The organism is Bradyrhizobium sp. HKCCYLRH2015, from assembly GCF_051168215.1.
In the GTDB taxonomy this organism is placed as follows: Bacteria; Pseudomonadota; Alphaproteobacteria; order Rhizobiales; family Xanthobacteraceae; genus Bradyrhizobium.
In genome coordinates, this window is the sequence record NZ_JBNPUO010000016.1 from 13,924 (window position 1) to 38,657 (window position 24,734).

General features: G+C 66.1%; 23 protein-coding genes and 2 pseudogenes. 13 read left to right on the forward strand and 12 right to left on the reverse strand.

The window, feature by feature from the left end; all coding sequences use genetic code 11:
• Window positions 1-382: 382 nt before the first annotated feature.
• Complete coding sequence (locus ACQR1H_RS31985) at window positions 383-1,120, forward strand: TlyA family RNA methyltransferase (RefSeq protein ID WP_315802320.1); 738 nt, start codon at window positions 383-385, stop codon at window positions 1,118-1,120.
• The gene (locus ACQR1H_RS31990) at window positions 1,113-2,348 is read left to right on the forward strand and encodes a class I SAM-dependent RNA methyltransferase (RefSeq protein WP_315802319.1); all 1,236 of its coding nucleotides are present in this window, start codon (window positions 1,113-1,115) and stop codon (window positions 2,346-2,348) included. Before ACQR1H_RS31985 ends, ACQR1H_RS31990 begins: the two co-directional genes overlap by 8 nt.
• Before the next feature lie 326 nt (window positions 2,349-2,674).
• Here ACQR1H_RS31990 and ACQR1H_RS31995 read toward each other — a convergent pair whose 3' ends face one another.
• Entirely contained in the window at window positions 2,675-3,229 is a 555-nt protein-coding gene (locus ACQR1H_RS31995) for a septal ring lytic transglycosylase RlpA family protein (protein WP_315802318.1), read from the reverse strand.
• A 300-nt stretch (window positions 3,230-3,529) separates the two neighbouring features.
• Window positions 3,530-4,384: a DUF1194 domain-containing protein gene (locus tag ACQR1H_RS32000; RefSeq protein ID WP_315802317.1), complete on the reverse strand. Its 855-nt coding sequence runs from the start codon at window positions 4,382-4,384 to the stop codon at window positions 3,530-3,532.
• Window positions 4,385-4,608: 224 nt separating this feature from the next.
• On the opposite strand from ACQR1H_RS32000, the gene clpS reads away from it, so the two are divergent.
• On the forward strand, window positions 4,609-4,914 hold the full coding sequence (gene clpS, locus ACQR1H_RS32005) for an ATP-dependent Clp protease adapter ClpS (RefSeq protein WP_035654766.1): 306 nt from the start codon (window positions 4,609-4,611) through the stop codon (window positions 4,912-4,914).
• Between the two features lie 9 nt (window positions 4,915-4,923).
• On the opposite strand, the gene ACQR1H_RS32010 is transcribed toward clpS, so the two are convergent.
• Both ACQR1H_RS32010 and ACQR1H_RS32015 read right to left on the reverse strand, forming a co-directional pair.
• Window positions 4,924-6,114: an adenylate/guanylate cyclase domain-containing protein gene (locus ACQR1H_RS32010; protein ID WP_315802316.1), complete on the reverse strand. Its 1,191-nt coding sequence runs from the start codon at window positions 6,112-6,114 to the stop codon at window positions 4,924-4,926.
• A 9-nt stretch (window positions 6,115-6,123) separates the two neighbouring features.
• Window positions 6,124-6,295, reverse strand: a pseudogene (locus tag ACQR1H_RS32015) (chorismate synthase); the annotation flags it as partial.
• A gap of 95 nt (window positions 6,296-6,390) precedes the next feature.
• On the opposite strand from ACQR1H_RS32015, the gene ACQR1H_RS32020 reads away from it, so the two are divergent.
• On the forward strand, window positions 6,391-7,152 hold the full coding sequence (locus tag ACQR1H_RS32020; protein WP_315802315.1) for a hypothetical protein: 762 nt from the start codon (window positions 6,391-6,393) through the stop codon (window positions 7,150-7,152).
• Between the two features lies 1 nt (window position 7,153).
• Here the strand turns inward: ACQR1H_RS32020 and aroC are convergent, their stop codons facing one another.
• From aroC to fabI, 3 genes are all read right to left on the reverse strand, one after another.
• Window positions 7,154-8,239: a chorismate synthase gene (gene aroC / locus ACQR1H_RS32025; protein WP_315802314.1), complete on the reverse strand. Its 1,086-nt coding sequence runs from the start codon at window positions 8,237-8,239 to the stop codon at window positions 7,154-7,156.
• Window positions 8,240-8,355: 116 nt separating this feature from the next.
• Complete coding sequence (locus ACQR1H_RS32030; RefSeq protein WP_315802313.1) at window positions 8,356-8,955, reverse strand: histidine phosphatase family protein; 600 nt, start codon at window positions 8,953-8,955, stop codon at window positions 8,356-8,358.
• Window positions 8,956-8,967: 12 nt separating this feature from the next.
• Entirely contained in the window at window positions 8,968-9,801 is an 834-nt protein-coding gene (fabI, locus tag ACQR1H_RS32035) for an enoyl-ACP reductase FabI (RefSeq protein ID WP_316238314.1), read from the reverse strand.
• Window positions 9,802-10,104: 303 nt separating this feature from the next.
• Between fabI and ACQR1H_RS32040 the strand changes: the two genes are divergently transcribed.
• Window positions 10,105-10,593 (forward strand): sigma-70 family RNA polymerase sigma factor, encoded by a 489-nt coding sequence (locus tag ACQR1H_RS32040; protein ID WP_434873941.1) that lies wholly within the window; start codon window positions 10,105-10,107, stop codon window positions 10,591-10,593.
• Window positions 10,594-10,684: 91 nt separating this feature from the next.
• Complete coding sequence (locus tag ACQR1H_RS32045; RefSeq protein ID WP_316218403.1) at window positions 10,685-11,458, forward strand: anti-sigma factor family protein; 774 nt, start codon at window positions 10,685-10,687, stop codon at window positions 11,456-11,458.
• Window positions 11,459-11,829: 371 nt separating this feature from the next.
• Here ACQR1H_RS32045 and ACQR1H_RS32050 read toward each other — a convergent pair whose 3' ends face one another.
• Window positions 11,830-12,792: a DnaJ C-terminal domain-containing protein gene (locus ACQR1H_RS32050; protein ID WP_315802309.1), complete on the reverse strand. Its 963-nt coding sequence runs from the start codon at window positions 12,790-12,792 to the stop codon at window positions 11,830-11,832.
• A 112-nt stretch (window positions 12,793-12,904) separates the two neighbouring features.
• Complete coding sequence (locus tag ACQR1H_RS32055) at window positions 12,905-13,309, reverse strand: RT0821/Lpp0805 family surface protein (RefSeq protein WP_315802308.1); 405 nt, start codon at window positions 13,307-13,309, stop codon at window positions 12,905-12,907.
• A gap of 125 nt (window positions 13,310-13,434) precedes the next feature.
• On the opposite strand from ACQR1H_RS32055, the gene pdxH reads away from it, so the two are divergent.
• A complete protein-coding gene (pdxH, locus tag ACQR1H_RS32060) occupies window positions 13,435-14,085 on the forward strand; it encodes a pyridoxamine 5'-phosphate oxidase (protein ID WP_315802307.1) in 651 nt (216 codons plus the stop codon).
• Between the two features lie 141 nt (window positions 14,086-14,226).
• Window positions 14,227-14,979, forward strand: a complete 753-nt coding sequence (locus tag ACQR1H_RS32065) for an SDR family NAD(P)-dependent oxidoreductase (protein WP_315802306.1) — start codon at window positions 14,227-14,229, stop codon at window positions 14,977-14,979.
• A gap of 245 nt (window positions 14,980-15,224) precedes the next feature.
• Here the strand turns inward: ACQR1H_RS32065 and ACQR1H_RS32070 are convergent, their stop codons facing one another.
• Window positions 15,225-15,545 (reverse strand): hypothetical protein, encoded by a 321-nt coding sequence (locus ACQR1H_RS32070; protein ID WP_409997915.1) that lies wholly within the window; start codon window positions 15,543-15,545, stop codon window positions 15,225-15,227.
• A 313-nt stretch (window positions 15,546-15,858) separates the two neighbouring features.
• Window positions 15,859-16,836 (reverse strand): magnesium transporter CorA family protein, encoded by a 978-nt coding sequence (locus ACQR1H_RS32075; RefSeq protein WP_315802305.1) that lies wholly within the window; start codon window positions 16,834-16,836, stop codon window positions 15,859-15,861.
• 345 nt (window positions 16,837-17,181) lie between these two features.
• On the opposite strand from ACQR1H_RS32075, the gene ACQR1H_RS32080 reads away from it, so the two are divergent.
• Window positions 17,182-17,862, forward strand: coding sequence for a L,D-transpeptidase (locus ACQR1H_RS32080; protein WP_315802304.1), 681 nt, complete (start codon window positions 17,182-17,184; stop codon window positions 17,860-17,862).
• Window positions 17,863-18,170: 308 nt separating this feature from the next.
• Here the strand turns inward: ACQR1H_RS32080 and ACQR1H_RS32085 are convergent.
• A pseudogene (locus tag ACQR1H_RS32085) lies at window positions 18,171-19,253 on the reverse strand (extensin family protein); the annotation flags it as partial.
• A 120-nt stretch (window positions 19,254-19,373) separates the two neighbouring features.
• Between ACQR1H_RS32085 and ACQR1H_RS32090 the strand changes: the two are divergent.
• The 4 genes from ACQR1H_RS32090 to ACQR1H_RS32105 all read left to right on the forward strand — a co-directional run bounded on the left by ACQR1H_RS32090 (window position 19,374) and on the right by ACQR1H_RS32105 (window position 24,708).
• Window positions 19,374-21,002: a fatty-acid--CoA ligase gene (locus tag ACQR1H_RS32090; protein ID WP_316238309.1), complete on the forward strand. Its 1,629-nt coding sequence runs from the start codon at window positions 19,374-19,376 to the stop codon at window positions 21,000-21,002.
• 165 nt (window positions 21,003-21,167) lie between these two features.
• A complete protein-coding gene (locus ACQR1H_RS32095) occupies window positions 21,168-22,373 on the forward strand; it encodes an ABC transporter substrate-binding protein (RefSeq protein ID WP_316218401.1) in 1,206 nt (401 codons plus the stop codon).
• A gap of 123 nt (window positions 22,374-22,496) precedes the next feature.
• Window positions 22,497-23,714 carry an MFS transporter gene (locus ACQR1H_RS32100; RefSeq protein ID WP_434839805.1) on the forward strand — a complete coding sequence of 406 codons (1,218 nt, stop codon included), beginning with the start codon at window positions 22,497-22,499 and terminating at the stop codon, window positions 23,712-23,714.
• Between the two features lie 133 nt (window positions 23,715-23,847).
• The gene (locus tag ACQR1H_RS32105) at window positions 23,848-24,708 is read left to right on the forward strand and encodes a DUF1499 domain-containing protein (RefSeq protein WP_315802299.1); all 861 of its coding nucleotides are present in this window, start codon (window positions 23,848-23,850) and stop codon (window positions 24,706-24,708) included.
• Window positions 24,709-24,734: the final 26 nt, after the last annotated feature.

Sequence of the window (24,734 nt, forward strand, 5' to 3'; positions counted from 1 at the left end):
CCGCCAGGTGCAGCGTGCCCACCGTCCATCCACGCTCTGCAATCGAGATGGTGGGCACGGCGCGTCAATTGCGATACGAGCTTGCGGAAACACCGGTGCACGCGCCTTTGCCCACCCTACGAGTCTCGCGTGGTGGCACGATCGATGACACGAACTCCCATGTCGTCCCTGCGAAAGCCGGGACCCATAACCACAGGACGGTGTGTTGGGCAGACACGTAGTTGCCATCTTCCTACAAACTACGTCCTGTGGTTATGGGTCCCGGGTCGGCGCACCGACGCGCGATGCGCGCCAGTGCTTGCCCGGGACGACACCGGAATGGTTGCGCGACCTCCACAACTCATGACCACTCCACAACTCATGACCATTCATCAAACCGCCCATGACCCCTGCCCGCAAACGCGCTGACATCCTCCTCGTCGAACGCGGCCTGTTCGAGAGCCGCGCGCGGGCGCAGGCGGCGATCGAGGCGGGGCTCGTGTTCGCCAACGACAAGCAGGTCGGCAAAGCCTCGGAGAGCATTCCCGCCGACGCCGTCCTGCAGGCCGAGCCGGCGCATCCCTGGGTGTCGCGTGGCGGCGTCAAGCTGGCGGCGGCGCTGGAGCATTACGGCATCGAGGTCGAGGACCATGTCTGCCTCGATGTCGGCGCCTCCACCGGCGGCTTCACCGAGGTGCTGCTGGCGAATGGCGCGGCGCTCGTGTTCGCGGTCGACGTCGGCCGCGACCAGTTGCACCCGTCATTGCGCAATCACCCGAAGATCATCTCGATGGAGCAGACCGACATCCGCAGCTACGACGGCAAGCGGCTGGCGCAGCGCCCCGACATCGTCGTGATCGACTGCAGCTTCATCTCGCTCAAGGCGGTGCTGCCGGCCGCGCTATCGCTCGCCGCCTCGCCGATGAGCCTGCTGGCGCTGATCAAGCCGCAATTCGAGGCGCAGGGAAAGCACGGCAAGGGCGGCATCATCAAGGATGCAGCCGTCCATCAAGCCGTGTGCGATGACATCGCCGCCTTCGCCGCCTCGCTCGGCTGCAGCGAAATCGCGATCTTTCCGTCATCGATCAAGGGCGGCGACGGCAACGCCGAATTCTTCCTGGGAGCGCGCCGCCATGGTTGAACGTCTCGTCATCGACCAGGTCGGCCATCGCGGCGATGGCGTGTCGCTGTCATCGGGCGAGGCGCTGTACGTGCCCTACACGCTGGCCGGCGAGACCGTGGAGACGGCCGTCGTGCCCGGCCATCCCGATCGCCGCAAGCTGCTCGCGGTGGAGACGGCGAGTCCCGAGCGGATCGCGCCGTTCTGCGCGCATTTCGGCGTGTGCGGCGGCTGCGCCATCCAGCACTGGATGCCCGGGCCCTATCAGCAATGGAAGCGCAACATCATCGTCGAGACGCTACGGGCCGCCAAGGTCGACTGCGACGTGGCCGATCTGATCGATGCCCACGGCGCCGGCCGGCGCCGCGCCACCTTCCACGCCCGGATGGGCACGCACGACGTTCTCAGGGTCGGATTCTCGGCCGCGAACAGCCACGATATCGTGCCGATCGACCGCTGCCCGATCCTCGATCCTGCTCTGGACGGTGCGCTGGAAGCCGCATGGGCCCTGGCTGAGGCGCTGAAGCCGACCGGCAAGCCGCTCGACATCCAGGCGACCGCGACCAGCAACGGCCTCGACATCGACATCCGCGGCTCCGGCCCGCTGCCGCCGCCGCGCATCGCGGCCCTGTCCCGCCTCGCCGAACAGCACCGACTGGCGCGGCTGACGCGCCACGGCGAGCTGGTGCTGATGCGCAATGCGCCAGTTGTCACGATGGGCACGGCGCAGGTGACGCTGCCGCCCGGCTCGTTTCTGCAGGCCACCGTGCAAGGCGAGGAGACGCTGGCGCAGCTCGTGATGGAGCGGACCGGCAAGGCCAAGCACGTCGCCGACCTGTTCTGCGGCGTCGGCCCGTTCGCGCTGCGGCTCGCCACGCGGGCGCGCGTCACCGCCATGGACAATGATGCCGGCGCGATCGCGGCGCTGCAGAAGGCGGCCGGGACGCCCGGCCTCAAGCCGATCAAGGCCGAGGCGCGCGACCTGTTCCGCCGCCCGCTGATGCCGCCGGAATTGCGCGACATCGATGCCGTCGTGTTCGACCCGCCGCGCCAGGGCGCGCAGGCCCAGGCCAGGCAGCTCGCGGCCAGCAAGGCGCCGGTGATCGTCGCGGTGTCCTGCAACGTCACCACCTTCGCCCGCGACGTCCGCATGCTGATCGACGGCGGCTACAAGCTCGAGACGGTCGTCCCCGTCGACCAGTTCCGCCACACGCCGCATGTGGAGTTGGTGGCGCGGCTGGTGCGGTGAGGCGGTGATGCGGGATGCCTATTAGTTGAGCGCAGAGCTTGCTCGGCACGAACGGTGCGCACCCTCTCCCCGTTCTTACGGGGGCGCGACGAGCTTCGCTCGCGCTGAGAGGGTTGGGGTGAGAGGCAGCCGCACGGGAAGTGTCAGCAGGGGCAAACGCACCGGGTGTGTGCGTGGATAGACCTGTCCCCCTCACCCGGATTGCATCTTCGATGCAATCCGACCTCTCCCCGCAAGCGGGGTGAGGTGCACTGCCGCCGCTGCGAGATCCCGGCCACTCAAGAAACACGAGAGGTCAAGCAGCGGCGCTGCCGTGTCTATGACTGCTACCGCACCACGCTGACCTTCACCGGGGCGACGCCGGTGTGGATCATGCCGAGCGCCTGGGCGGCGGAGTAGGACACATCCACCACCCGGCCCTGCACGAACGGTCCACGGTCGTTGACACGCACCACCACCGAGCGGCCGGTCTTGACGTTGGTGACCTGCAAACGGGTGCCGAACGGCAGGCTGCGATGGGCGGCCGTCAGCTCGGAGGGATCGAAGCGTTCGCCGCTCGCGGTCTTGCGGCCTTCCGAGTAGTAGCTGGCGAGGCCCGACGAGGTGGCGTGGGCTGGAGGCGGGCTGAGCTCGGCCTGCTGGACGCGCACCACCGACTCCGGCGCCGTCTCCGCACGCTGCACCTGCGGCCGGAATTCGGCGGCAGCTTGCTTCGTCGGCGCCGCCCAGCGCGCCTGCCGGACCGCCGACGATTGCGCGCAGGCGGCGAGCGAAGCCGCCGCCGCACACAGCAGCGCTGGCCTCAGAAGTTGGGATGCGAGCCCTGCACCCGGGCCATGGACGACTGACGAGGGACCTGCTGTCCGGTCGATGATACGCATGTTCTGTGCGCCTCCGCCTCAACCCGCTCATGGTCGCGGCCCAATCGCGGCGGCACAGTGGCAAAGAGAATTTTGGCGCCATGCAACCCCTGGTTTTCAGATCATGTGTGGCTGTGAGGTCACAGATTCGCCGGATCGGCAACAGGACGGGGTTTTTCCACACGAGATCGGGATACCAATCCTTGCACCCGACACGCGTCCGATGGGTGCGCAGTGCACGCCTCCGACCAGGACAGGCGGTGTGAAGCGCTGCGCGCCGGTCGATGGCGGATCAGGGGCGCCGGTGTGGCGCAGCCCGGGTCACCGGCCCCAGCGATCCTGCCAGATCTTCTCGCCGATCGTGCAGGACACGCGCGGCTCCTTGTCGGCGTCATCGGCGACCGGCACGATGCGCGGCGGCGGTGCCCGTCCGGCGACCTCCATCAGCAGCTTGGTGCGGATGGCCTCCTTGAACTCCTCGCGGCTCTTGATCGTGACCACGAACGAGCCGTGGCCGCCGGTGACGCAATCCTTGTAGTAGAGATCGAGGTTCTCGATATCCATGGTCGAGTAGGACGGCTCCTTGACCATGATCGGCAGGCCGTTGATCGTGATGCCCTTGTTGACGGCCTCGTCGCGCGCGATCGTCACCGGCGAGGGACCGTTGTTGTTGGGCCCGTCGCCGGAGATGTCGATGACGCGGCGCAGCCCGCGATAGGGGTTCTCATCGAACAACGGCATGGCGAAGTAGATCGCGCCCGAGATCGAGGTGCGCGACGCCCGGCGGATCGGCGTCTTCATGATCTCGGCGGCGACGGCGTCGGCACTTTCCGGTCCGTCGATCAGGCGCCATGGAATGATGATCTTCTGGTCGCTCGAGGCCGCCCATTCGAAATAGGTCACGGCGATGCGGCCGTGCACGCCGTTCTTCAGCGCCTGCAGGAACTCGCGCGAGCTGAGCGCCTGGGCGTAGCCTTCGCGCTGGATCGCCAGCTCGTCCAGATCCATCGAGTAGGACACGTCGACGGCGAGGATGAGCTCAACGTCGACGGAGGCTTCCTTCTCGCTCAGTTGCTGCGCCGGCTGGGTCCTCGGCGCGGCCACGACGCTGGCGACGTCGCCGCCAGCCAAGGCGCCCGCCAGACACGCCACCCCGATCGAGATCCACCAGCGCATGAGCTGCCCTCCAATCGCGTCTGATGATGGTGACATGCAATCCGCAGAGCGCAAAGCGGGAACGCACACATCCATTCACATTCCGGTTAGTCCCCTGGATTTCCCGGATGTCAGGCAGCCGCGTGCGCCCATCGCGCAAGGCATGCAGCCCGTGGTTTCCCGGAGCGTTCGAAGCCTGTATCGTGGCGTGACTGCCGCATCAGGAACACAGGCGCGCCCTTCAAATGAACGATGCCGTCACCAAGCCCAAGACGAAGGTACGCACCAAGACCGAGCGTCCGCGGCTCTACAAGGTGATCCTCGTCAACGACGATTTCACGCCGCGCGATTTCGTGGTGATGATCCTGAAGGCGGAATTCCGCATGACCGAGGACCAGGCCTACAAGGTCATGATCACGGCCCATAAGCTCGGCGTCTGCGTGGTGGCGGTGTTCACAAAGGACGTCGCCGAGACCAAGGCGACGCGCGCGACCGATGCCGGCCGCGCCAAGGGATATCCGCTGCTGTTCACCACCGAGCCGGAGACCTGAGCCGGCGAACTAATTCCCTTCCTCGCGCAGCCCGAACACGCGTTGCGCGGTCGCGAGGCCAGCGATCGGAAATTCGCCGAGATCGGTCCAGAGATCGGTCAGCGGCTCGGGACAGGCGCCGGCAAAGGCCTCGGACGCGACCACCGTGCGCTTCAGCTGCGCGGCCATCTTCTCCAGCCTTGCGGCGAGATTGACGGCGGGGCCGATGCAGGTGAAGTCGAGCCGGTTGCCGCCGCCGATATTGCCATAGAGCAACCGTCCGACATGCAGCGCCACGCCGAAACGAAACCGCTCCCCGATGTCGCCGACCGCATATTCCAGCGCGTCGACGCGGGCGCGCGACGCCCGCGCCGCCGTGAGCACGCGGCCGCAGACCTCGCTCGGATCGCCGCCCTGCGCGCGAATGGGGAACACCGCGAGCAGGCCGTCGCCCATGAACTTGAGCACCTCGCCGCCCTGCTCGCGGATCGGATCCACCTGGCAGTCGAAGTACTGGTTGAGGATGTCGACGACGTTCTCGGCCGGCAGCCGGTCCGACAGCGGCGTGAAGCCGCGCAGATCCGACAACCAGATCGCCGCATCGAGCGTATCGGTGTGGCCGCGGCGGATCTGGCCGCCGAGGATGCGCTCGCCGGCGCTGTTGCCGACATAGGTGTCGAGCAGCATCGAGGCGGTCCGGCGCAGCGTGACGATCTCGGTGTAGCGTGCGAGCGCAGGCATCAGCGACCGGATCGCGTTCAGCTGCGCGTCGGTGAAGCCTCTTGGAGATTTGGTGGTCCAGCTCGAGGCATGGACCGCGCGATCGATGAAGGTCATCGGCAAGGCGAGATAGTCGGTCACGCCCTCGGCACGCAGATCCATCAGGATCGGAAAACGCTCCGCCTGCGGATGGCGAGGATCGGCCCCGAACTCCCTGCCATGCTCGAACACGAGCGCGAGCGGACTGTCCGTGTAGGCCGGGGTGCTCTCGAAACCGAAATCGACCGTGCCCATCTCGACCTCGGCGCCCTGGCGCCAGATGAAGCTGCGGCCGGCGATATCGGGATGAAGGGTGCGGACGAACACGCCGACGCGCCACAACGGGATGCCGAGCCCGACCAGGCGCTCGCAGCATTCGGACATCATCTGGCTCGGCGTCGCCGCGGAGCGCGCACCATCGACCAGCCAGTCCTTGATGTCCCGCAGCTTGGAAGTGTCCATGGGCTGAGATTAAGCGACGGACGTGACAACAGTAAACAGGTACTCCGTGCGCGACCAACCGACCTGGCCGCGATGGCGCAGCAGATGATCGGCGAGCACGCAGGCCATCATCGCCTCGCCCACCGGGCCCGTGCGGATTGCCGACGCAGGGGTCGTGATGGCCCTTGGTGAGGCTCTTCGTGACAGCTCATGGAGACAGCGAGACGCACGCGGCGTGGCGGCAATTTTAGCCATTTGCGAGGAAGGCCGTTCAGCTCCGCGCGGTATCCTGACACGATGAGAGAGACCCCCCGCAGCGTATCATCCACCATTGTTCCTCAGACCTCGTTCGGACCGTTGCGGCTACTGCCGGCGCTGCCATGGCTCATCCTCGCCGCGGCAATGCGGGTGATCGCGTTTGCCGGCGGACCGGCCAGCCTGCCCGCTCTGGTCGTGGCCGCGGTCGCCGTGCTGCACGCCTTCATCGTCACGGCGCAGCGCTGTATCGAGGCAAGCGGCGGCCAGACGAACCTCGGCGAGCTGAGCGTCACCGACCAGCTTCGATTGTCCCTGGCCGTGCTATGGCGGATCGCCTTGCTGATGATCGCGGCTGCGCTAGCCCTGGTGTTCACGCCCTATGCGGGACAGAGCCCCCATCTGATGGCCGGACTGGATGGCATGGCCTTCGACCAGTTCACGCATCTCGGCCGGTTCTGGAGCGCATTCATCGCAGCGCTGGTGCTGCTGATGATCCTGCAGGCCGAGCGCAACAATGGCCGGACCGCGTTCTTCCCCGCACTCGGTGAGTTCGCCCGGCGCGGGCTATGGCTCGGGACAGCCGTGCTGGTGCTGGGCCTGGTCAACATCGGACTGGGCCACAGCCAGAATGCCGTCCGTGGCCTGATCTGGACGTTCGGGCAGACCGAGGCCAGTCAGTTCGCCAAGAACCTGGTGTTCTTCGTGTTCATCTTCTCGTTCGCGATGCTGCGGCTGTGGGTCACGCTCTCGATCGTGACCTTCGGGCTGAAGGCGTCGTATGTGTACGGCGAGAACGATTAACCTACCCCACCTGGCCGCGATGGCGCAGCAGGTGATCGGCGAGCACGCAAGCCATCATCGCCTCGCCGACGGGAACCGCGCGGATGCCGACGCAGGGGTCGTGACGGCCCTTGGTCAGGATCTCGGTCTCCTGGCCTGAGCGGTCGACGGTTTGGCGCGGGGTGAGGATCGACGAGGTCGGCTTGACCGCGAAGCGCAGCACGATCGGCTGTCCCGTGGCGATGCCGCCGAGAATGCCCCCGGCATTGTTGGAGAGGAAGCGCGTGCCGTCATTGGCCGAGCGCATCTCGTCGGCATTCTCCTCGCCGGTCAGCTCGGCCGCACCGAAGCCGGCGCCGATCTCGACCCCCTTCACGGCGTTGATGCTCATCATCGCCGCGGCGAGATCGGCATCGAGCTTGCCGTAGAGCGGCGCGCCAAGTCCCGCCGGCACGCCCTCGGCGACGATCTCGAGCACGGCGCCGATCGACGAGCCGGACTTCCTGATGCCGTCGAGATAGTCCTCGAAGAACGCTGCCTTGTCCTTGTCGGGGCAGAAGAAGGGATTGCGCGCGACCTCGTCCCAGTCCCAGTTGCCGCGGTCGATCTTGTGCGGCCCCATCTGCACCAGCGCGCCGCGCACCTTCACGTCGGGCAGGACCTTGCGCGCGATCGCGCCGGCCGCAACGCGCGTCGCGGTCTCGCGCGCGGAGGACCGGCCGCCGCCGCGATAGTCGCGCAGGCCGTATTTGGCCTCGTAGGTGAAGTCGGCATGGCCGGGACGAAACTTGTCCTTGATCCCGGAATAGTCCTTGGAGCGCTGATCGGTGTTCTCGATCAGGAGCGCGATCGGCGTGCCGGTGGTGACCTGCGCTCCCGTGTCTGGATCGGCCATCACGCCGGACAGGATCTTCACCTGGTCCGGCTCCTGGCGCTGGGTGGTGAAGCGCGACTGGCCGGGACGGCGGCGGTCGAGATCACGCTGGATCTCCTCCGCTTGCAGCGGGATCCGCGGCGGACAGCCGTCGACCACGCAGCCGATGGCCACGCCATGGCTCTCGCCGAAGGTGGTGACGCGGAACATGTGGCCGAAGGTGTTGAAGGACATGAGCTGATCACCCAATCGGAAAAACCGTCATTCCGGGACGGTCCGAAGGACCAGACCCGGACTCTCGAGATTCCGGTTTCGCCTCTCACGACGCGCCCCGGAATGACGGGGACAAACTAACTGTACTTCTCGAAGCCGTTCTCGCCGAACACATAGACCGCGCCCTGCTGGATCGGCAGGTCGACGGCGCCGTGCGGCGTCTCGAAGCCCAGCGCGACCATCAGCGCCCGCGCCGTGCCGCCATGGGCGACCGCCACGATATCGCCAGACAGCCCATCGTACCAGTCGCGCACGCGGCGCTCGACGTCGGCATAGGTCTCGCCGCCCTCGGGCGCCAGCGACCATTTGTCGGTCAGCCGCCGGGCATAGAAGGCGGGATCGGCCGCCTGCATTTCCGGCAGCGTCGCCCCTTCCCATTTGCCGTAGCCGATCTCGCGCAGCCGGGCATCGAGCGCATAGCCCTCGGCTGGCAGCCCCAGGGTCTCACGCACCAGCTCCATGGTCGCGCGGGCGCGGCTGAGCGGGCTCGCGACGTAGGGCAGGCGCGCCGCATCATGGCCGTTGCGCGCAGCGAGCTCGGCCAGGAGGTTGCCGGCCTGCACCGCCTGCACCCGCCCGAGCGCGTTCAGCGGAATGTCCTGCGTGCCCTGCAGCCGGCCGAGCGCATTCCATTCCGTCTCGCCGTGGCGGATGTAGTAGATCGTGGGCCGTGGCATTGCGTGTTGACGTTAGTCCTTGGCGCCGACGGAGTTGCTGAGCGAGATGTCGGGCGCCTCGGGCCGCTTCATGCCGACGACATGATAGCCGGAATCGACGTGATGCACCTCGCCGGTGACACCACGCGACAGGTCGGACAAGAGATACAGCGCGCTGTCGCCGACCTCTTCGATGGTCACAGTCCGGCGCAGCGGCGCGTTGTATTCGTTCCACTTCAGGATATAGCGGAAGTCGCCGATGCCCGACGCGGCCAGCGTCTTGATCGGGCCGGCCGAGATCGCGTTGACGCGGATGCTCTTCTCGCCGAGATCGGCAGCGAGATAGCGAACGCTGGCTTCCAGCGCGGCCTTGGCGACGCCCATCACATTGTAGTGCGGCATCCACTTCTCTGCACCATAATAGGTCAGGGTGATGATCGAGCCGCCGTCGGTCATCAGCTTCTCGGCGCGCTGCGCGATCGCGGTCAGCGAGTAGCAGCTGATCAGCATGCTCTTGGAGAAATTGTCCTGCGTGGTCTCGATGTAGCGGCCGTCGAGCTGGTCCTTGTCGGAGAAGGCGATGGCGTGCACGACGAAATCGATCTTGCCCCACTTCTCCTTGAGCACGTCGAACACGGCATCGATGGTCGATGGATCGGTGACGTCGCAATGGCCGAGCACGAGGCCGCCGAGCTCAGCCGCCAGCGGCTCGACCCGCTTCTTCAGCGCGTCGCCCTGGTAGGTCAACGCGATCTCCGCGCCGGCCGCGCGCGCGGCCTTGGCAATGCCCCAGGCGATCGAGCGGTTGTTGGCCACGCCGAGGACCACCCCGCGCTTGCCCTGCATCAAACCTGAAATCTGCGCCATGCGGCTTCCCATCGAACTGATTATGAGAGCATGATCCGGAAAAGTGGAAACCGGTTTTCCGAAAGATCATGCTCAAACAAGGAGATGAGCATCATGCGTTTCCGTGGAAGCGCATCATGCTCTGAGGACTGGACGTACACCACCGGTCTGGCCCGGTACAGCCCCATTCCGCCCGCTCTGTGGCAAACGCCCAGCCAGCTTGCCCGGCTGGAATAGGCCTGAGATCGCGGGGTTATGATCTTTGCAAGGCGCCGGCTGCGGCCTGCGCCCTTGTCATCGCAGCGAACAGCCGCAGGGCAGTCCATGAACGCGTTCCGCCAGAGCGTCGAGACCATGATTCCGGCACTGCGCCGTTATGCCCGGGCGTTGGCGCGCGACATGGACGCGGCCGACGAGCTGGTCCAGGACACGCTGGTGCGGGCGCTGCGCTCGGAACGGCTGTTCCTGGGCGGCGACATCAGGAGCTGGCTGTACACGATCCTGACCAATCTGAACAAGAACCGCCGGCGCTCCCTGGCACGGCGACCTCACTTCATGCCGCTCCAGGACGACAATGCCGACGCCAGCGGCACTGAGGCCGAGGGCCGGGACATCGAGCGCGCGCTGGCGACCCTGGTGGAGGAGCAGCGCGCGGCGCTTCTCCTCGTCGTGCTCGAAGGCATGAGCTACCGCGAGGTCGCCGACATCCAGGGTGTCCCGATCGGCACCGTGATGTCCCGCCTCGCCCGCGCCCGCGTCCATGTCCGTGCCGTGCTCGAGGGCGAGCGGCCGGCGCTGCGGAGGGTGAAATGACCACTGCACAAAAGCCGCCCTGCCATGTTCGGCTGCCCAAGCCTGCAGCGACCGCGCATCGCCGCAGCCGCTCGATTGCAACGAGATCCCGATGATGACCGAGCCGACCATTCCCGTCACCGAAGACGAGCTGCACGCCTACGTCGACAACGAGCTGCCGGCCGAGCGCCGCAGCGACGTCGAGCGCTGGCTGGCCGCGCATCCGGCGGACGCCGAGCGCGTGCAATCCTGGCGCAGCATGGCTGAGGCGCTCCATGCCCGCTACGATTCGATCGTCAACGAGCCGGTGCCGCCGCGGCTCGACCTCGACGGTCTGGAGCGCCGGCCGCGGCGCTGGGTCGTCGCGGCCATGGCGGCAAGCGTGGCGGCCTTCGCGGCCGGCGGCGCGGTCGGCTGGGTCGCGCGTGGCGCTGCGTCCTCGCCGTCGCCGCTGCAGGCCCTCGCCGGCGAGGCGCTCGATGCGCACCGACTCTACGTCGTGGAGGTGCGCCATCCGGTTGAGGTCCCCGGCGACGAGAAGGCCCATCTGCAGCAATGGCTGACGCGGCGCTGCGGCCGCACCGTGCAGGCGCCGGAGCTGGAAACCACCGGACTGAAGCTCGTCGGCGGCCGGCTGCTGCCGGGGCCGACCGGTCCGGCGTCCTTCCTGATGTACGAGAGCACCTCCGGCGAGCGCTTCACGGTGTATGCGACCAAGGTCGGGATCGAGGCGGCCGAGATGCGCTATACGGCGCAGGGCAACACCGCTGCGCTGTCCTGGGCGGAGCGCGGCGTCAGCTACGTCGTCAGTGGCAGCAGCGACCGGACGCGTCTCACCCAGGTCGCGCGCCTTGTTTATGACCAGTCCGAACGGGCGGGCGGCTAGCGGCGGACCATTGCCCGATTTCGCGAGGTGCCGGCCTCGGCGCGATTACGGCCGTGATCAGAAGCGTTTGCAGGATGGCCGCAAACGCTGCGCGAAAGCGTACCGATCCCCGCCTCGCCCGGGCGGGAGACACGCCAAGGTCGGCGCCGCAATTCGGTCACCGGAAATCTGGAATCAGGTCACCGGCACGTCTCAATATAGCGCCAAATGTTCACGAAAAAATGAGGAGTGTTCGATCCGCCGATCGACACGGAAGCGGCCTCGATCGGGGTTTTGTACCGCGCTGGTCCCCCTTTCGAGGCCGCACTTTTTCTCTCAGCTTTCCAGCTCGCCCCCTCAACTTTAAGCCGAGTGGCCTACAACGCGCAACCTCAGGAGAGGTTGCTGCGCGGATTGTAGGGATGGCGGTCGCGCCATTTGGTCATCAGGGCTTCGAGCTCGGCATCGTTGCCGTCGGGCAGCACGATCCGGGTGGTGACGAACAGATCGCCGACCGAGCCATCGCTCTTGGGCAGGCCCTTGCCCTTGAGCCGGAAGGTGCGGCCGCTGGAGGTGTTCTTCGGGATCGACAGCTCGACCGCGCTGCCGAGCGTCGGCGCCCTCACCTTGGCGCCCAGGACCGCCTCGTAAAGCGTGATCGGCAGATCGAGCCTGAGGTCGCTGCCCTCGACCTTGAAGAACGGATGCGGCGCGATCTGGATCGTGATCAGGAGATCACCTGGCCGGTGTCCGGGCGCGCTCTCGCCCTGCCCCTTCAGCCTGATCTGCTGGCCGGCGGTGACGCCAGCGGGGACCTTGACGTTGAGCTCCTTGCCCGACGGCAGCCGAACGCGCTTCTCGCCGCCCTTCACGGACTCCTCGAGCGAGACCGACATCGCAACCTTCAGATCGAGGTCGAGGCCGACTCCGCCGGTGTCGAACTCGAACGAGCCGCCGCCGCCACGTGCACCGCGCGGGCCAGCGCCGCCGAACATGCTGTTCAGGATGTCCTCGAATCCGCCACCGCCAAAGCCGCCACCCGGCCCGCCGCCGCTGCGGAAGGTATAATTCTCGAATCCGCCCCCCGGCCCGCCGCGGCCGGCGCCGCCGCCAGGGAAGCCCTGGAAGCGCGGCTTGCCTTCGGCGTCGATCTCCCCGCGATCGAACTGCTTGCGCTTCTCCTCGTCGCCCAGGATCTCGTTGGCCGAATTGATCTCGGCAAACCGCGCCGATGCCTTCGGATCATCCTTGTTGCTGTCGGGATGGTGCTTCTTGGCGAGCTTGCGATAGGCGCTCTTGATGGCCGCAGCGCTGGCGCTTCGCGGCACCCCCAAGACCTCATAGGGGTCGCGCATCCGTCACGTCTCCTTACAGAAAGTCAGATACTAACCTATGGGCTCCCCGCCCGCTTTGCATTTCATCTGGGGAGTCCGTTGTATTTTTGCAACGGGTTCCTGATGGTCCCGGCTAGCTTTGCTGCCAGGGTTTGAGCGTCTGGATGTCCCAGCGCCCACGCTCGATACGGCACGCCGAGCCCTGCAGCCAGCGCTCCGTCTTGCCGTTGACGTAGCTCGCGAGGAAATCGCGGCACGTGCGGCCGTTGTCGGCCGTGTAGGACTTGGCGATCGGCGTCACCGAGCCGCGAGCGCCGGTCTGCGGATTCTGCCAGGGCTGGCTGGAATCCTTGCTCCCCCTGGTCAGCACGTCCGACGCGGCGTTGCGGGCAAAAGCGAGATCGGCTTCGGTCGGCTCGCGCTCGGGCGGCGGGCTGACCGCGCCGGTGATCTCCGCATCGTCCATCTTGGCAAAGGCCGTTTCAGGGCGAGACAGGCTGCAGCCGCCGCCGGACAGGCCGATTAGAATGAGTGTCAAAGCGGTGCCGGCATGACCGATCGCGGATAGGCCAAGTCGGACCGATGCCCTATATAGGACCGGACCCGGATGGACTTGCGCGCGCTTGGCCGCGGGTGAACGCAAAACTCGGACTCCCCAAAGACATGACCGACCCCACGAGCATCAAACACCAGACAACCTTAACATCCGGTACATCGGCCGATTTTACCCAGGCCGGCGAGCCGTTTGCGCTGTTTGCCGACTGGTTTGCGGAGGCCAGCAAGAGCGAGCCCAACGATCCGAATGCGATGGCGCTGGCGACGGTCGACGATAGCGGGTTGCCCGACGTGCGCATGGTGCTGATGAAGGGCTATGACCAGGACGGCTTCGTCTTCTACAGCCACAAGGCCAGCCAGAAGGGCCGTGAGCTCGCCGCCAATCCGAAGGCCGCGCTGCTGTTTCACTGGAAGTCGCTGCGCCGCCAGGTCCGCATCCGCGGCCTCGTGACGCCGGTGAGCGACGAGGAGGCCGACGCCTATTTCGCGACCCGGCCGAAGCAGGCGCAGCTCGGCGCCTGGGCCAGCAAGCAGTCGCAGCCGCTGGAGAGCCGGTTCGCGTTCGAGCAGGCGATCGCCAAGGTCGCCACGCAATACATCATCGGCGAGGTGCCGCGGCCGCCGGGATGGAGCGGCTGGCGCATCGCGCCCATCAGCATGGAGTTCTGGCACGACCGGCCGTTCCGCCTGCACGACCGCATCGAATTCCGCCGCGACGCCGCCGACCAGCCGTGGACCAAGGTGCGGATGTATCCGTGAGACATCGCCGAGCGCGCTAGCGCCCGGCTGCCGGCGTCTGATGCCTTGTCGGACGAATCGCCCGCGCGTGCGTGAATCGAGCGCCGCACCTGCAACCATTGTGGTAAGTTGATCCGTCCGGGATCGTGAGAGACCCAGTTCATGCCGACTCCTTCGAACCAGCCGCGGCGCACGATGCTGCTGACCGGCGCCAGCCGCGGCATCGGTCATGCCACCGTCATCCGATTCTCCTCCGCCGGCTGGCGCGTCATCACCTGCTCGCGGCATCCCTTCCCCGAGGAATGTCCGTGGGGCGCAGGTCCCGAAGACCACATCCAGGTCGACCTTGCCGATCCCGAGGACACGCTGCGGGCGATCGAGGAGGTCAAACAGCGCATGGACAGTGGCGAGCTGCATGCGCTGGTGAACAACGCCGCGATCTCGCCGAAGGGCGCCGGCGGCGCCCGGCTCGGCACCGTCGACACCGACCTCGACACCTGGAATCACGTCTTCCGCGTCAACTTCTTCGCGCCGATCATGATGGCGCGCGGCCTGATCAAGGAGCTGAAGGCGGCCAAGGGCTCCGTCGTCAACGTCACCTCGATCGCCGGCTCGCGCGTGCATCCCTTCGCCGGCGCGGCCTACGCGACCTCCAAGGCGGCGCTGGCGGCCCTGACCCGCGAGATGGCGTCGGATTTCGGCCGGGTCGGCGTCCGCGTCAACTCGATCGCGCCGGGCGAGATCGATACCTCGATCCTGTCGCCCGGCACCGAGAAGATCGTGCAGGAGCAGATCCCGATGCAGCGCCTCGGCACGCCCGACGAGGTCGCAAAGATCATCTACGTGCTGTGCACCGAGACCAGCTCCTACGTGAACGGCGCCGAGATCCATATCAACGGCGGCCAGCACGTCTGAGACCGTCGCCGCGGAGGGGCCTGCCCGTCTCCGGTTTGGTTCACGGCGGATTGCCGCGCGCGGCAAGTTCCAGATGGCCGTGCGAAGCGGCGATTAACACCGTTTCCGAAGATCGATTCGGCCGCCACAAACAAAACAGCGCTCCCGGAGGGAGCGCTGTTCAAGGGATGACATCGGCTGCTGAATTTCCGATCGTGGACTTTCGGGCGGCATTGCCGGGATACCGCTCGGCCGAGAACAGTCGTTCAGCCTTCGCACACCAGGCCACGAAGGATCTGCGCGGCGCGCCAGCGCAGGCGGTCGGACTCGACGTTGAGGGCGCTGGAGCAATCATCCTCGCGCTCGTCGTCATCGAGCTCGGCGCCGCAATAGCGGCAGGTGCGCGGCGACAGCGCATGGGCCACGACGATGTCGGCGCGGCTGCGTTGATAGTTGGCCAGCTCGATCACGTTGTTCGATGCCGTTATGCGTTTCTCAACCATTGCCGCCTCTTGGATAAGGCGCGATGAACGCGCCCTCGAGCTCTGCCTTGCATGCCACGCGCCGAGGCGCTCGTAGTCGGTCATGCTCACGAGCAGATTTATCGCAGAGAAGTTTCGATCAAACGTTCAGGGTTCCCGTCAAATTTTACCTGAGGAATTGGGGCGGCTTTGCAGCGGCGTTGCGGCTGGCCTAACAAGTATTTCTGTTATGCGTTGCACGTTGCCGCTTGTGACACTTGCAGTGCATAGCGACTATCAGTCGGCGGCACGCGACCAACGAACATGTCGCCCACGCAGCTAACAACGGGGCACGAATGAGGCGCTGCGGATGGCGCTTTGCCGCAGCCTTCGCGCGGGCGAGCGGCCTGGGGCGGCCGGCGATTCCAGCTCGGCTGCGCTACAGCCACTTCTTCAATTTGAAGATGTAGTACGGCACGATCGCACAGATCAGCATCAGCACCAACGCCATCGGATAGCCGTGCACCCATTCGAGCTCCGGCATCATCTTGAAGTTCATGCCGTAGATCGATGCGATCAAGGTCGGCGGCATCAGGACCACCGCCATCACCGAGAACAGCTTGATGATGTTGTTCTGCTCGAGGTTGACGACGCCGAGCATCGCATCCAGCACGAAGGTGATCTTGCTCGCGAGGTAGGACGCGTGGTCGGTCAGCGAGGCGACGTCGCGCTGCATGGTCTTGAGCTGCTCGCGCATGTCCTTCGACCACTTCACGCCTTCGACCACCGCAGACAGGAAGGTGACGAGGCGGCCGATCGACACCAGGCTCTCACGCACCTTCGAGGTCAGGTCGCCCTTGCGCCCGATCGCGATCAGGATCTGCGAATATTGCTTGGCGTGTCCGTGACGCTCATTGTTCGGCTCGAAGATCTCGTGGCTGACCTGATCGATATCAGCCCCGACCTTCTCGAGAATGTCGGCGCAGCGGTCGATCACGGCGTCGAGCAGCTCCATCAGCACCATCTCGCCGGTGATCCCGGGCGCACAGTTGCGGGCGAGCTTGGCCTCCACCACCGCGAACGGGCGCGGCTGGTCGTAACGCACCGTCACCAGGCGGTGGCCCGCCAGGATGAAGGTGACTGCCGTGGTCCTCGGCATATCGGAGTCCGAGTGACACATCAGCGTGGCCGTCATGTAGCGGGCCCCGTTCTCGATGTAGAGACGGCTCGAGATCTCGATCTCCTGCATGTCCTCGCGGGTCGGCACCGCGATCCCGGCCAGCTTTTCCACGGCCCGGTCCTCGGCGCTGCTCGGGTTCACGAGGTCGACCCAGACCGCATTGTCGGGCAGAGCCGCGGGATCGGTGATCGCCAGCTTCTTCAGCGCGGCTTCGGACGGAACGAACACCGAGAACATGGACAAAACTCCGAATCGCGAAACGTGAATTTTCGGGGACTTAGCGGCGGGATGCTGCCGCCTTGTGACGCAGCTTGCCGGCCCGGTCCATGGGCTTTCTCGCGAAGGCCATGGTCTCAAGGGCAACGCCCCCGGGAGAGAGACGATCGTGCCATTCGGAGCACAGCTGTGGATGACTGCCCGCATTTTTGCGGCAAAAAAGCAACAATCGCGGCGCTGCAGCGTGACCTGTGCGTGTATCGGCTGGAATTGAGAACGATTTTGACGATAATGGGACATGTGGAATCGCGCTGCAGTAGCGCGGCCGTACCATTGCAACGTCAGCTGTCAATTGGAATTGGTGACATGTCGCTGAAGGTGAAACTCGGACTCCTGGCCGCCGGCCTGATGCTGTCGGGCTGCATGCAGGCCACGACGTACGAGGCGACCAACACGCAGGCCTTCAAGCCGAAGGACAAGGAGCTTCTCGCGAAGATCCGCTACACCAACACGCCGGTGGCCGAGCCCTATCGGCGCGCGATCGTCGAGTATCACCGCAAGGAAGCCCCGGGCTCGATCGTCGTCGATTCCGACAGCCACTACCTCTATTACGTCCTCGATGGCGGCAAGGCGATTCGCTACGGCATCACCGTCGGCGAAGAGGCGATGGCGTGGTCGGGCATCGCGAAGGTCGGCGCCATGACCGAATGGCCGGCTTGGCATCCGACCAAGGGCGAGATCGAGCGCCTGGGCGTTCCGACCTTCGTCGCTCCGGGTCCCGACAATCCGATGGGCTCGCGCGCGATGTACCTCTATGCCAACGGCAAGGACACGCTGTTCCGCATCCACGGCACCAACCAGCCGGAATATATCGGCGCCTCGATCTCCTCGGGCTGCATTCGCCTGACGAACGAGGACGCGATCGATCTCTATAACCGCGTGAAGGTCGGCACCATCGTCGTGGTGCTGGATCCGAAGAAGGGTGATTCGCCCTACAAGCCGCAGATGGCGCTGCAGGGCGGCGGCACCTTCGCTGCGATGCAGTGAGCCCCGGCTGAAGCCGGTACGATATTCAAAAGCCGAGAAGCGCGTTTAGCAGCCTTTCCAAGGCTGCCGGTCACCCGGCGCCTTTTTGTTTGGGGCTAGAACAATCCGCGGAACGGATCCCAGCCACGCCGGCCGTGATGGCGCTTCCGTGGAGCCGGCTTCGATGGCGAAGCCCGTTCCCCACTTGAGCTGTTCAGGGCGCGCTGGTCCCGCCCGGCTGTATTCCGTGCCTTGTCGGACGCTACGGTCGGCGCGCGCGTCTCTGCGGCGACGCGTCCGGACTTTTGCTGTTCAGGCGCAGACTTCGACGCGGTCTGCCGATTGCGGACCGTTCCGGCGGGCTTTGCGGCCGGAGGCTGCGCTTCCGTATCGGCCCGTCCGGAGCGGTCGTCAGCAGAAGGGCTCTGCGCTGTGGCCGGCGGCTCGGCCTTCTCGTCGGCACCGGCGCGACCGCTGTTGTTGTGTTCGGCGTCGGTGCTCGCGGTCTTCCGGACATTTTCGGTGCCAGCCTGCGCGGTCTCGCGTGACGGCGCGTCGTCGGGCCTGGCGGCGGGCATCAGGGGCGCGACCTTCGGCAGCGGGTCGAGCACGTCCCATTGGCAGATGCGGTAGTTGTTGCGGCGTTCGATCAGGTCGAGATGAATGTGGTCCTCGTGGTACCAATCCGAATCGGGGCCGAGCACCGTGGAGAAATGGGTGCAGACCGCGTGCAGCACGGACTCGCGCAAATCGCGCGGCTGATTTCGGTCGGTGAGATCGATCATGCGGCCGTCGGCCAGCTTGAAGCCGTGGACGTCCAGCGCATTGGCACGGCCGTGCTCCGATAGCTGCGCGCCGCTGACATTGTTGCGGCCGCGGCACTGATAGGAATCGAAATTGTCGAGCGCAGTGACCGCGCTGCCGAGCCGTTCGGCCAGCGGCGCCACATCGTTGCGCACCCAGTTGACGACCGCGGTCGCCATCGGACAACGCATGGTCGCCGCGGGCGTCAGCGCCACCCTGCGCTTGTCAGGCAGCACCACCGCCTCCAGCCGCACCAGGTCCTCGCCGCCGCAGCCGCCGGGCCCCTTGATCGGCGGAATCGACGGCGCGATCGCGACCTCTTCGGTCAGGGCCAGCCTGCAGGCCGAAGGCGGCGGCGGGGCTTGGGCATCCACCTTTGCACCGGCGCTGGCCGCGTCGCGCGGAGCGGCATCCTCCCCCTTGGCCGCCTCCCGCGCCGGCGCATCGGCAGGCCGTGGCTGCGGAAGCGGCACCTTGGCAACACCGTCGGCCAGCTTCGCTGCGGGCTCGGCGGCCGTGGGCGGGCTGCGGTGCGCCGATTTCGCGGCCGCCGCCGGCGCCGCCATGAGCCAGCTCAATGCGATCGCCACGGCCACAGCGCTAACCATCACGCCCGGCGCGACGTCGTGGCCATCACAAGCCCATTTGCGTCGGGTGCGGCGCGCGCTAAAATTGACCAAAGAGACCAAAAGACCCTCGCTGCAAGCGAATACCGGAGGAACGACCTGATGCTTGGTTTGATGCAAGACTGGCCCCTGCTTTGTCACCGGATCATCGAGCATGCGGCGACAATCCACGGCTCCCAGGAGGTCGTGACCCGCTCGGTCGAGGGCCCCATCGTTCGCACCACCTATCGGCAGATCCGCGACCGCGCTCTCAAGGTCTCGCAGAAGCTGACGCGCGACGGCATCAAGCTGGGCGACCGCGTCGCCACGATCGCCTGGAATACCGGCCGTCATCTCGAGGTCTGGTACGGCATCATGGGAATCGGCGCGATCTGTCACACGGTCAATCCGCGCCTGTTTCCCGAGCAGATCGGCTGGATCATCAACCATGCCCAGGACCGCATCGTCATCACCGATCTGACGTTCGTGCCAATCCTCGAGAAGCTCGCCGACAAGCTGCCGAGCGTCGAGCGCTACATCGTGCTGACCGACGCCGCGCACATGCCGCAGACGACGCTCAAGAACGCCGTCGCCTACGAATCGTGGATCGGCGAGGCCGACGGCGACTTCGCCTGGGGCACCTTCGACGAGAACACCGCAGCCGCGATGTGCTACACGTCCGGCACCACGGGCGATCCGAAAGGTGTGCTGTATTCGCATCGGTCCAACGTGCTGCATGCGTTGATGGCCAATAGCCGGGATTCACTCGGTACGTCCGCAGCAGACACAATGCTTCCGGTGGTTCCGCTGTTCCATGCCAACAGCTGGGGCATTGCCTTCTCCGCTCCGTCGATGGGCACCAAGCTGGTGATGCCCGGCCCCAAGCTCGACGGCGCGTCCGTCTACGAGCTGCTCGACACCGAGAAGGTGACCTACACCGCCGGCGTGCCGACGGTGTGGCTGATGCTGCTGCAGCACATGCAGGCGCATAACCTCAAACTGCCGCATCTGAAGATGGTGGTGTGCGGCGGCTCGGCAATGCCGCGCTCGATGATCCAGGCCTTCCTCGACATGGGTATCGGCGTGCGCCATGCCTGGGGCATGACCGAGATGAGCCCGATCGGCACGCTCGCTACCCTGAAGCCGCCGTTCCTCGCCGCCGACGGCGACGCCAAGCTCGACGTGCTGCAGACCCAGGGCTTCCCGCCGTTCGGCGTCGAGATGAAGATCACCGACGATGCCGGCACCGAGTTGCCGTGGGACGGCAAGACCTTCGGCCGGCTCAAGGTGTCCGGGCCCGCGGTGTCGAAGGCCTACTACAAGGTCGACAGCAACATCCTCGACGATGAAGGCTTCTTCGACACCGGCGACGTCGCAACCGTCGACGAGCATGGCTACATGCGCATCACCGACCGCTCCAAGGACGTCATCAAGTCCGGCGGCGAATGGATCTCCTCGATCGACCTGGAGAATCTCGCGGTCGGCCATCCCGCGATCGCCGAGGCTGCCGTCATCGGCGTCTATCATCCAAAATGGGATGAGCGCCCGCTGCTGATCGTGCAATTGAAGCCCGGCCAGACGACGACGCGCGAGGACATCCTGAAATACATGGAGGGCAAGATCGCCAAATGGTGGATGCCCGATGACGTCGCCTTCGTCGACGGCATTCCGCACACGGCAACGGGCAAGATCCTGAAGACCGCGCTGCGCGACCAGTTCAAGAGCTACCGCTTCCCCAACGCCGCAGCTTAGCAACAACTCCCGTTCCGCGCGAGACTCACGGCCCCTGCGCCCCCGCGGGGGCCGTTTGCGTTCCGCGCAAAAAGTTCCATCGCCCTCGCCTCGACCAAAGGCGAATAGGAAGCCCATGGGCGGGTTCCTAAGGTCCGGCACCATAAAAAACGAGGGAACGCCACCATGCGAAAATCAATCCGCCTGCTGCCCTGGCTGCTGGGAGCATCACTGGTCGCCACGGCCGCTCACGCCGCCGGCAACAAGGTCGTGATCGGCGACATCGACGACATGTCCGGGCTCTATGCCGACGTGATCGGGCCGGGCGGCGTCGAGGCTGCAAAGATGGCGATCGAGGATTTCGGCGGCAGCGTGCTCGGCAACAAGATCGAGTTCATGGAGAGCGATCATCAGAACAAGCCGGACGTCGGCGCCCAGAAATTGCGCGAGTGGGCCGATCGCGACGGCGTCACCATGATCCTCGGCGGCTCCAACACGGGGGTCAGCCTCGCGATGGCCACCGCCGCCAAGGAGAAGAAAATACCGTTCATTGCGATCGGTGCCGCCGGCGCCTCGCTGACGGGCAAGGACTGCACGCCCTACACCGTCCACTACGCCTACGATACGACCTCGCTCGCCAACGGCACCGCCAAGACCATGGTCAGCCAGGGCGGCAAGAGCTGGTTCTTCCTGACCGCCGACTACGCCTTCGGCACCCAGTTGCAGGAGGCCGCGTCCAAGGTGGTCGAGGCCAATGGCGGCAAGGTGGTCGGAGCGGTCCGCGTGCCGCTCTCGACCTCGGATTTCTCCAGCTATCTGCTGCAGGCGCAGGGCTCGGGCGCGCAGGTTCTGGGCCTCGCCAATGCCGGCAACGACTTCACGAACTCGATCAAGGCCGCGGATGAATTCGGCATCGCCAAGACGATGAAGCCGGCGGCGCTGCTCGCCTTCGTCAGCGACATCCACAGTCTCGGCCTGAAGACCGCGCAGGGTCTCTATCTCACCACCGGCTGGTATTGGGACCTCAACGACAAGACCCGCGCCTTCGCCAAGCGCTACTTCGAAAAGACCAAGCGCGAGCCGACCATGAACCAGGCCGCCTACTACTCGGCGACGACGACCTACCTCAATGCCGTGAAGGCGGCCGGCACCACCGACTCCGACAAGGTCATGGACCAGCTGCGCAAGATGAAGATCGACGACATGTTCACGTCGAACGGCAAGATCCGCGCCGACGGCCTGATGGAGCACGAGATGTACATCATGCAGGTCAAGAAGCCGGAGGAGTCGAAGTACCCCTGGGACTACTACAAGCTGATCCAGACGATGTCGGGCGAGGAGGCGTTCGGCAAGCTCGCCGACTCGGCCTGCCCGCTGGTGCATGGCCACTGAGCATCGGCGCAGCCTGACCAAGGAAGCCGCGGCCCCTCCCTTTCGGCGGGGCCGTGGCGTTTGTGCCGCTGCGGCTTTGACGTGGCGCAAGACGGCAGGCACGGCCGCATCTAGAAGAGGGGCATGGGTTCAAGAGCGCGCGTCCCGGCTTCCACGACATGGCGCGACGTACCGTCGACGGTGCTGACGCTCGGGCTGGTGTCGCTGCTGATGGACATCTCCTCGGAGCTGATCCACGCGCTGCTGCCGATCTTCCTCGCGACCGTGGTCGGCGCGTCCACGGTGACGATCGGCCTGATCGAAGGCGTGTCCGAGGCGACCGCCGCAATCACCAAGGTATTCTCCGGCGCACTGTCCGACCGCATCGGCAAGCGCAAGCTGCTGGTCGCAATCGGCTATGGGCTGGCGGCCCTGACCAAGCCAGTGTTTCCGCTCGCCGGCACATCCTGGCAGATCCTCGCCGCGCGCTTCGTCGACCGCATCGGCAAGGGCATCCGCGAGGCGCCGCGCGACGCACTGATCGCCGACGTCACGCCGGAAGGCATCCGCGGCGCGAGCTACGGCTTGCGCCAGGCGCTCGACACGATCGGCGCCTTTGCCGGTCCCCTCCTCGCGGTGGCGCTGATGGCGCTCTATGCCAACGACTTCCGGGCGGTGTTCTGGTGGTCGGCGCTGCCGGCCGCGCTCGCCGTGCTGCTGATCCTGTTCGGCGTGCGCGAGCCGGTGGAGACAGCGCCTGCGCCGCACCCCGGCTGGCCGGTCCATACGCGCGAACTGCGACGGCTGCCATCAGCCTATTGGATCGTGGTCGCCATCGGCGCGGTGTTCGCGTTGGCCCGCTTCAGCGAGGCGTTCCTGGTGCTCAAGGCGCAGGCCGACGGCCTCGCTCTCTCCCTCATCCCGTTGGTCTACGTGCTGATGAACCTGATCTATGCCGGCGTCGCCATGCCGGCCGGCATCCTCTCCGACCGCATCGGCCGCAACAACGTGCTGACCTGCGGCCTCGTGGTGCTGACAGCCGCCGACCTGACGCTGGCCTTCGTGCCCGGCCTGATCGGCACCGCGATCGGCGTCGCGCTGTGGGGCTTCTACCTCGGGCTGTCGCAGGGGCTGCTGTCGGCAATGGTCGCCGATACCGCCCCGCAGGACCTGCGCGGCACCGCGTTCGGCCTGTTCAACCTTGTGACCGGCGCTGCGCTGCTGGTCGCGAGCCTGCTGGCGGGATGGCTGTGGCAAGCCTATGGGTCGCAGGCGACGTTCGCGACCGGCGCGGCATTCTCCGTCGCAACCATCCTGTTGATGCTGACGGCCTTGCGCGCGCGCCCCACCCCAAGCGTCTGACACAGTCGACGGATCAACCGCCCTCTCCGGGCCAGACCCCTCTTGAATTTAGCCCCTCCGCGTGGTCTCACACGGATGACCCGGCCGCCCGGCGCAACGCAGGCAGCGGCCCAACCCGGCAGTTCCTGACACGATGGCACGCAGGTTTCACGCCCCCTATCTGTCGGAGCCCATCTCCAGCCTCGCGACCTGGACCCGCAATCTGGCGGTGTTCTCGGTCGTCGCCGTGCTGGTCTCGATCCTGATCCTGCGCTTCGATTTTCTGGAGATGAAGCCGGCGCTGGCGACGTTCTTCGGAGCGCTGGGGCTTGCCGTCCTGTCGATCCTGCTCGGGCTCGCGGCCTTCGTCGCGATCTGGCGCAACGGCAGCCGCGGCATGAGCCGGATCCTGCTCGCCTTCATGATCGATGCCGTGGTGCTGGCCTATCCGGCCTACCTCGCGCTCCAGTACCGCAAGCTGCCGAAGATCTACGACATCACCACCGACCCGATCGATCCGCCGCGCTTCGAGGCCTTGGCGCCGCTGCGCAACGGCGACGGCACCAACACGGCCGTGTATGCCGGGCTGTATTCAGCCGAGCAGCAGCAGAAATTCTATCCGGACATCGAGCCGGTGCAGATCGAGCTGCCGCCCGATCGTGCCTATGCGATCGCGCTGAAGCTGGTCAACCGGCGCAAATGGTTCGTGGTCGACGAGCGCGCGCCGCAGCCGCCGCGCCGCGTCGGCCGCATCGAGGCGGTCGCACGCACGCCGATCATGGGCTTTCGCGAGGACATCTCGATCCGGATCCAGCCCGACGGCGAGGATTCCCGCGTCGACGTCCGCTCCGCCTCGCGCTATTTCGAGTCAGATATCGGCAGCAACGCCGCGCGCGTGACCAAGCTGATCGAGGATCTCTCCAGCGCCGGCGAGGCCGAGGCGCAGAAGCCGGTGAAGAAGGTGACGCCGCCGCCCATGGCAGCGAAGGGGAATGCGAAGACGGTGAAGAAGTGAGAGGCGAATTGCGAAGAGGGAGGAGC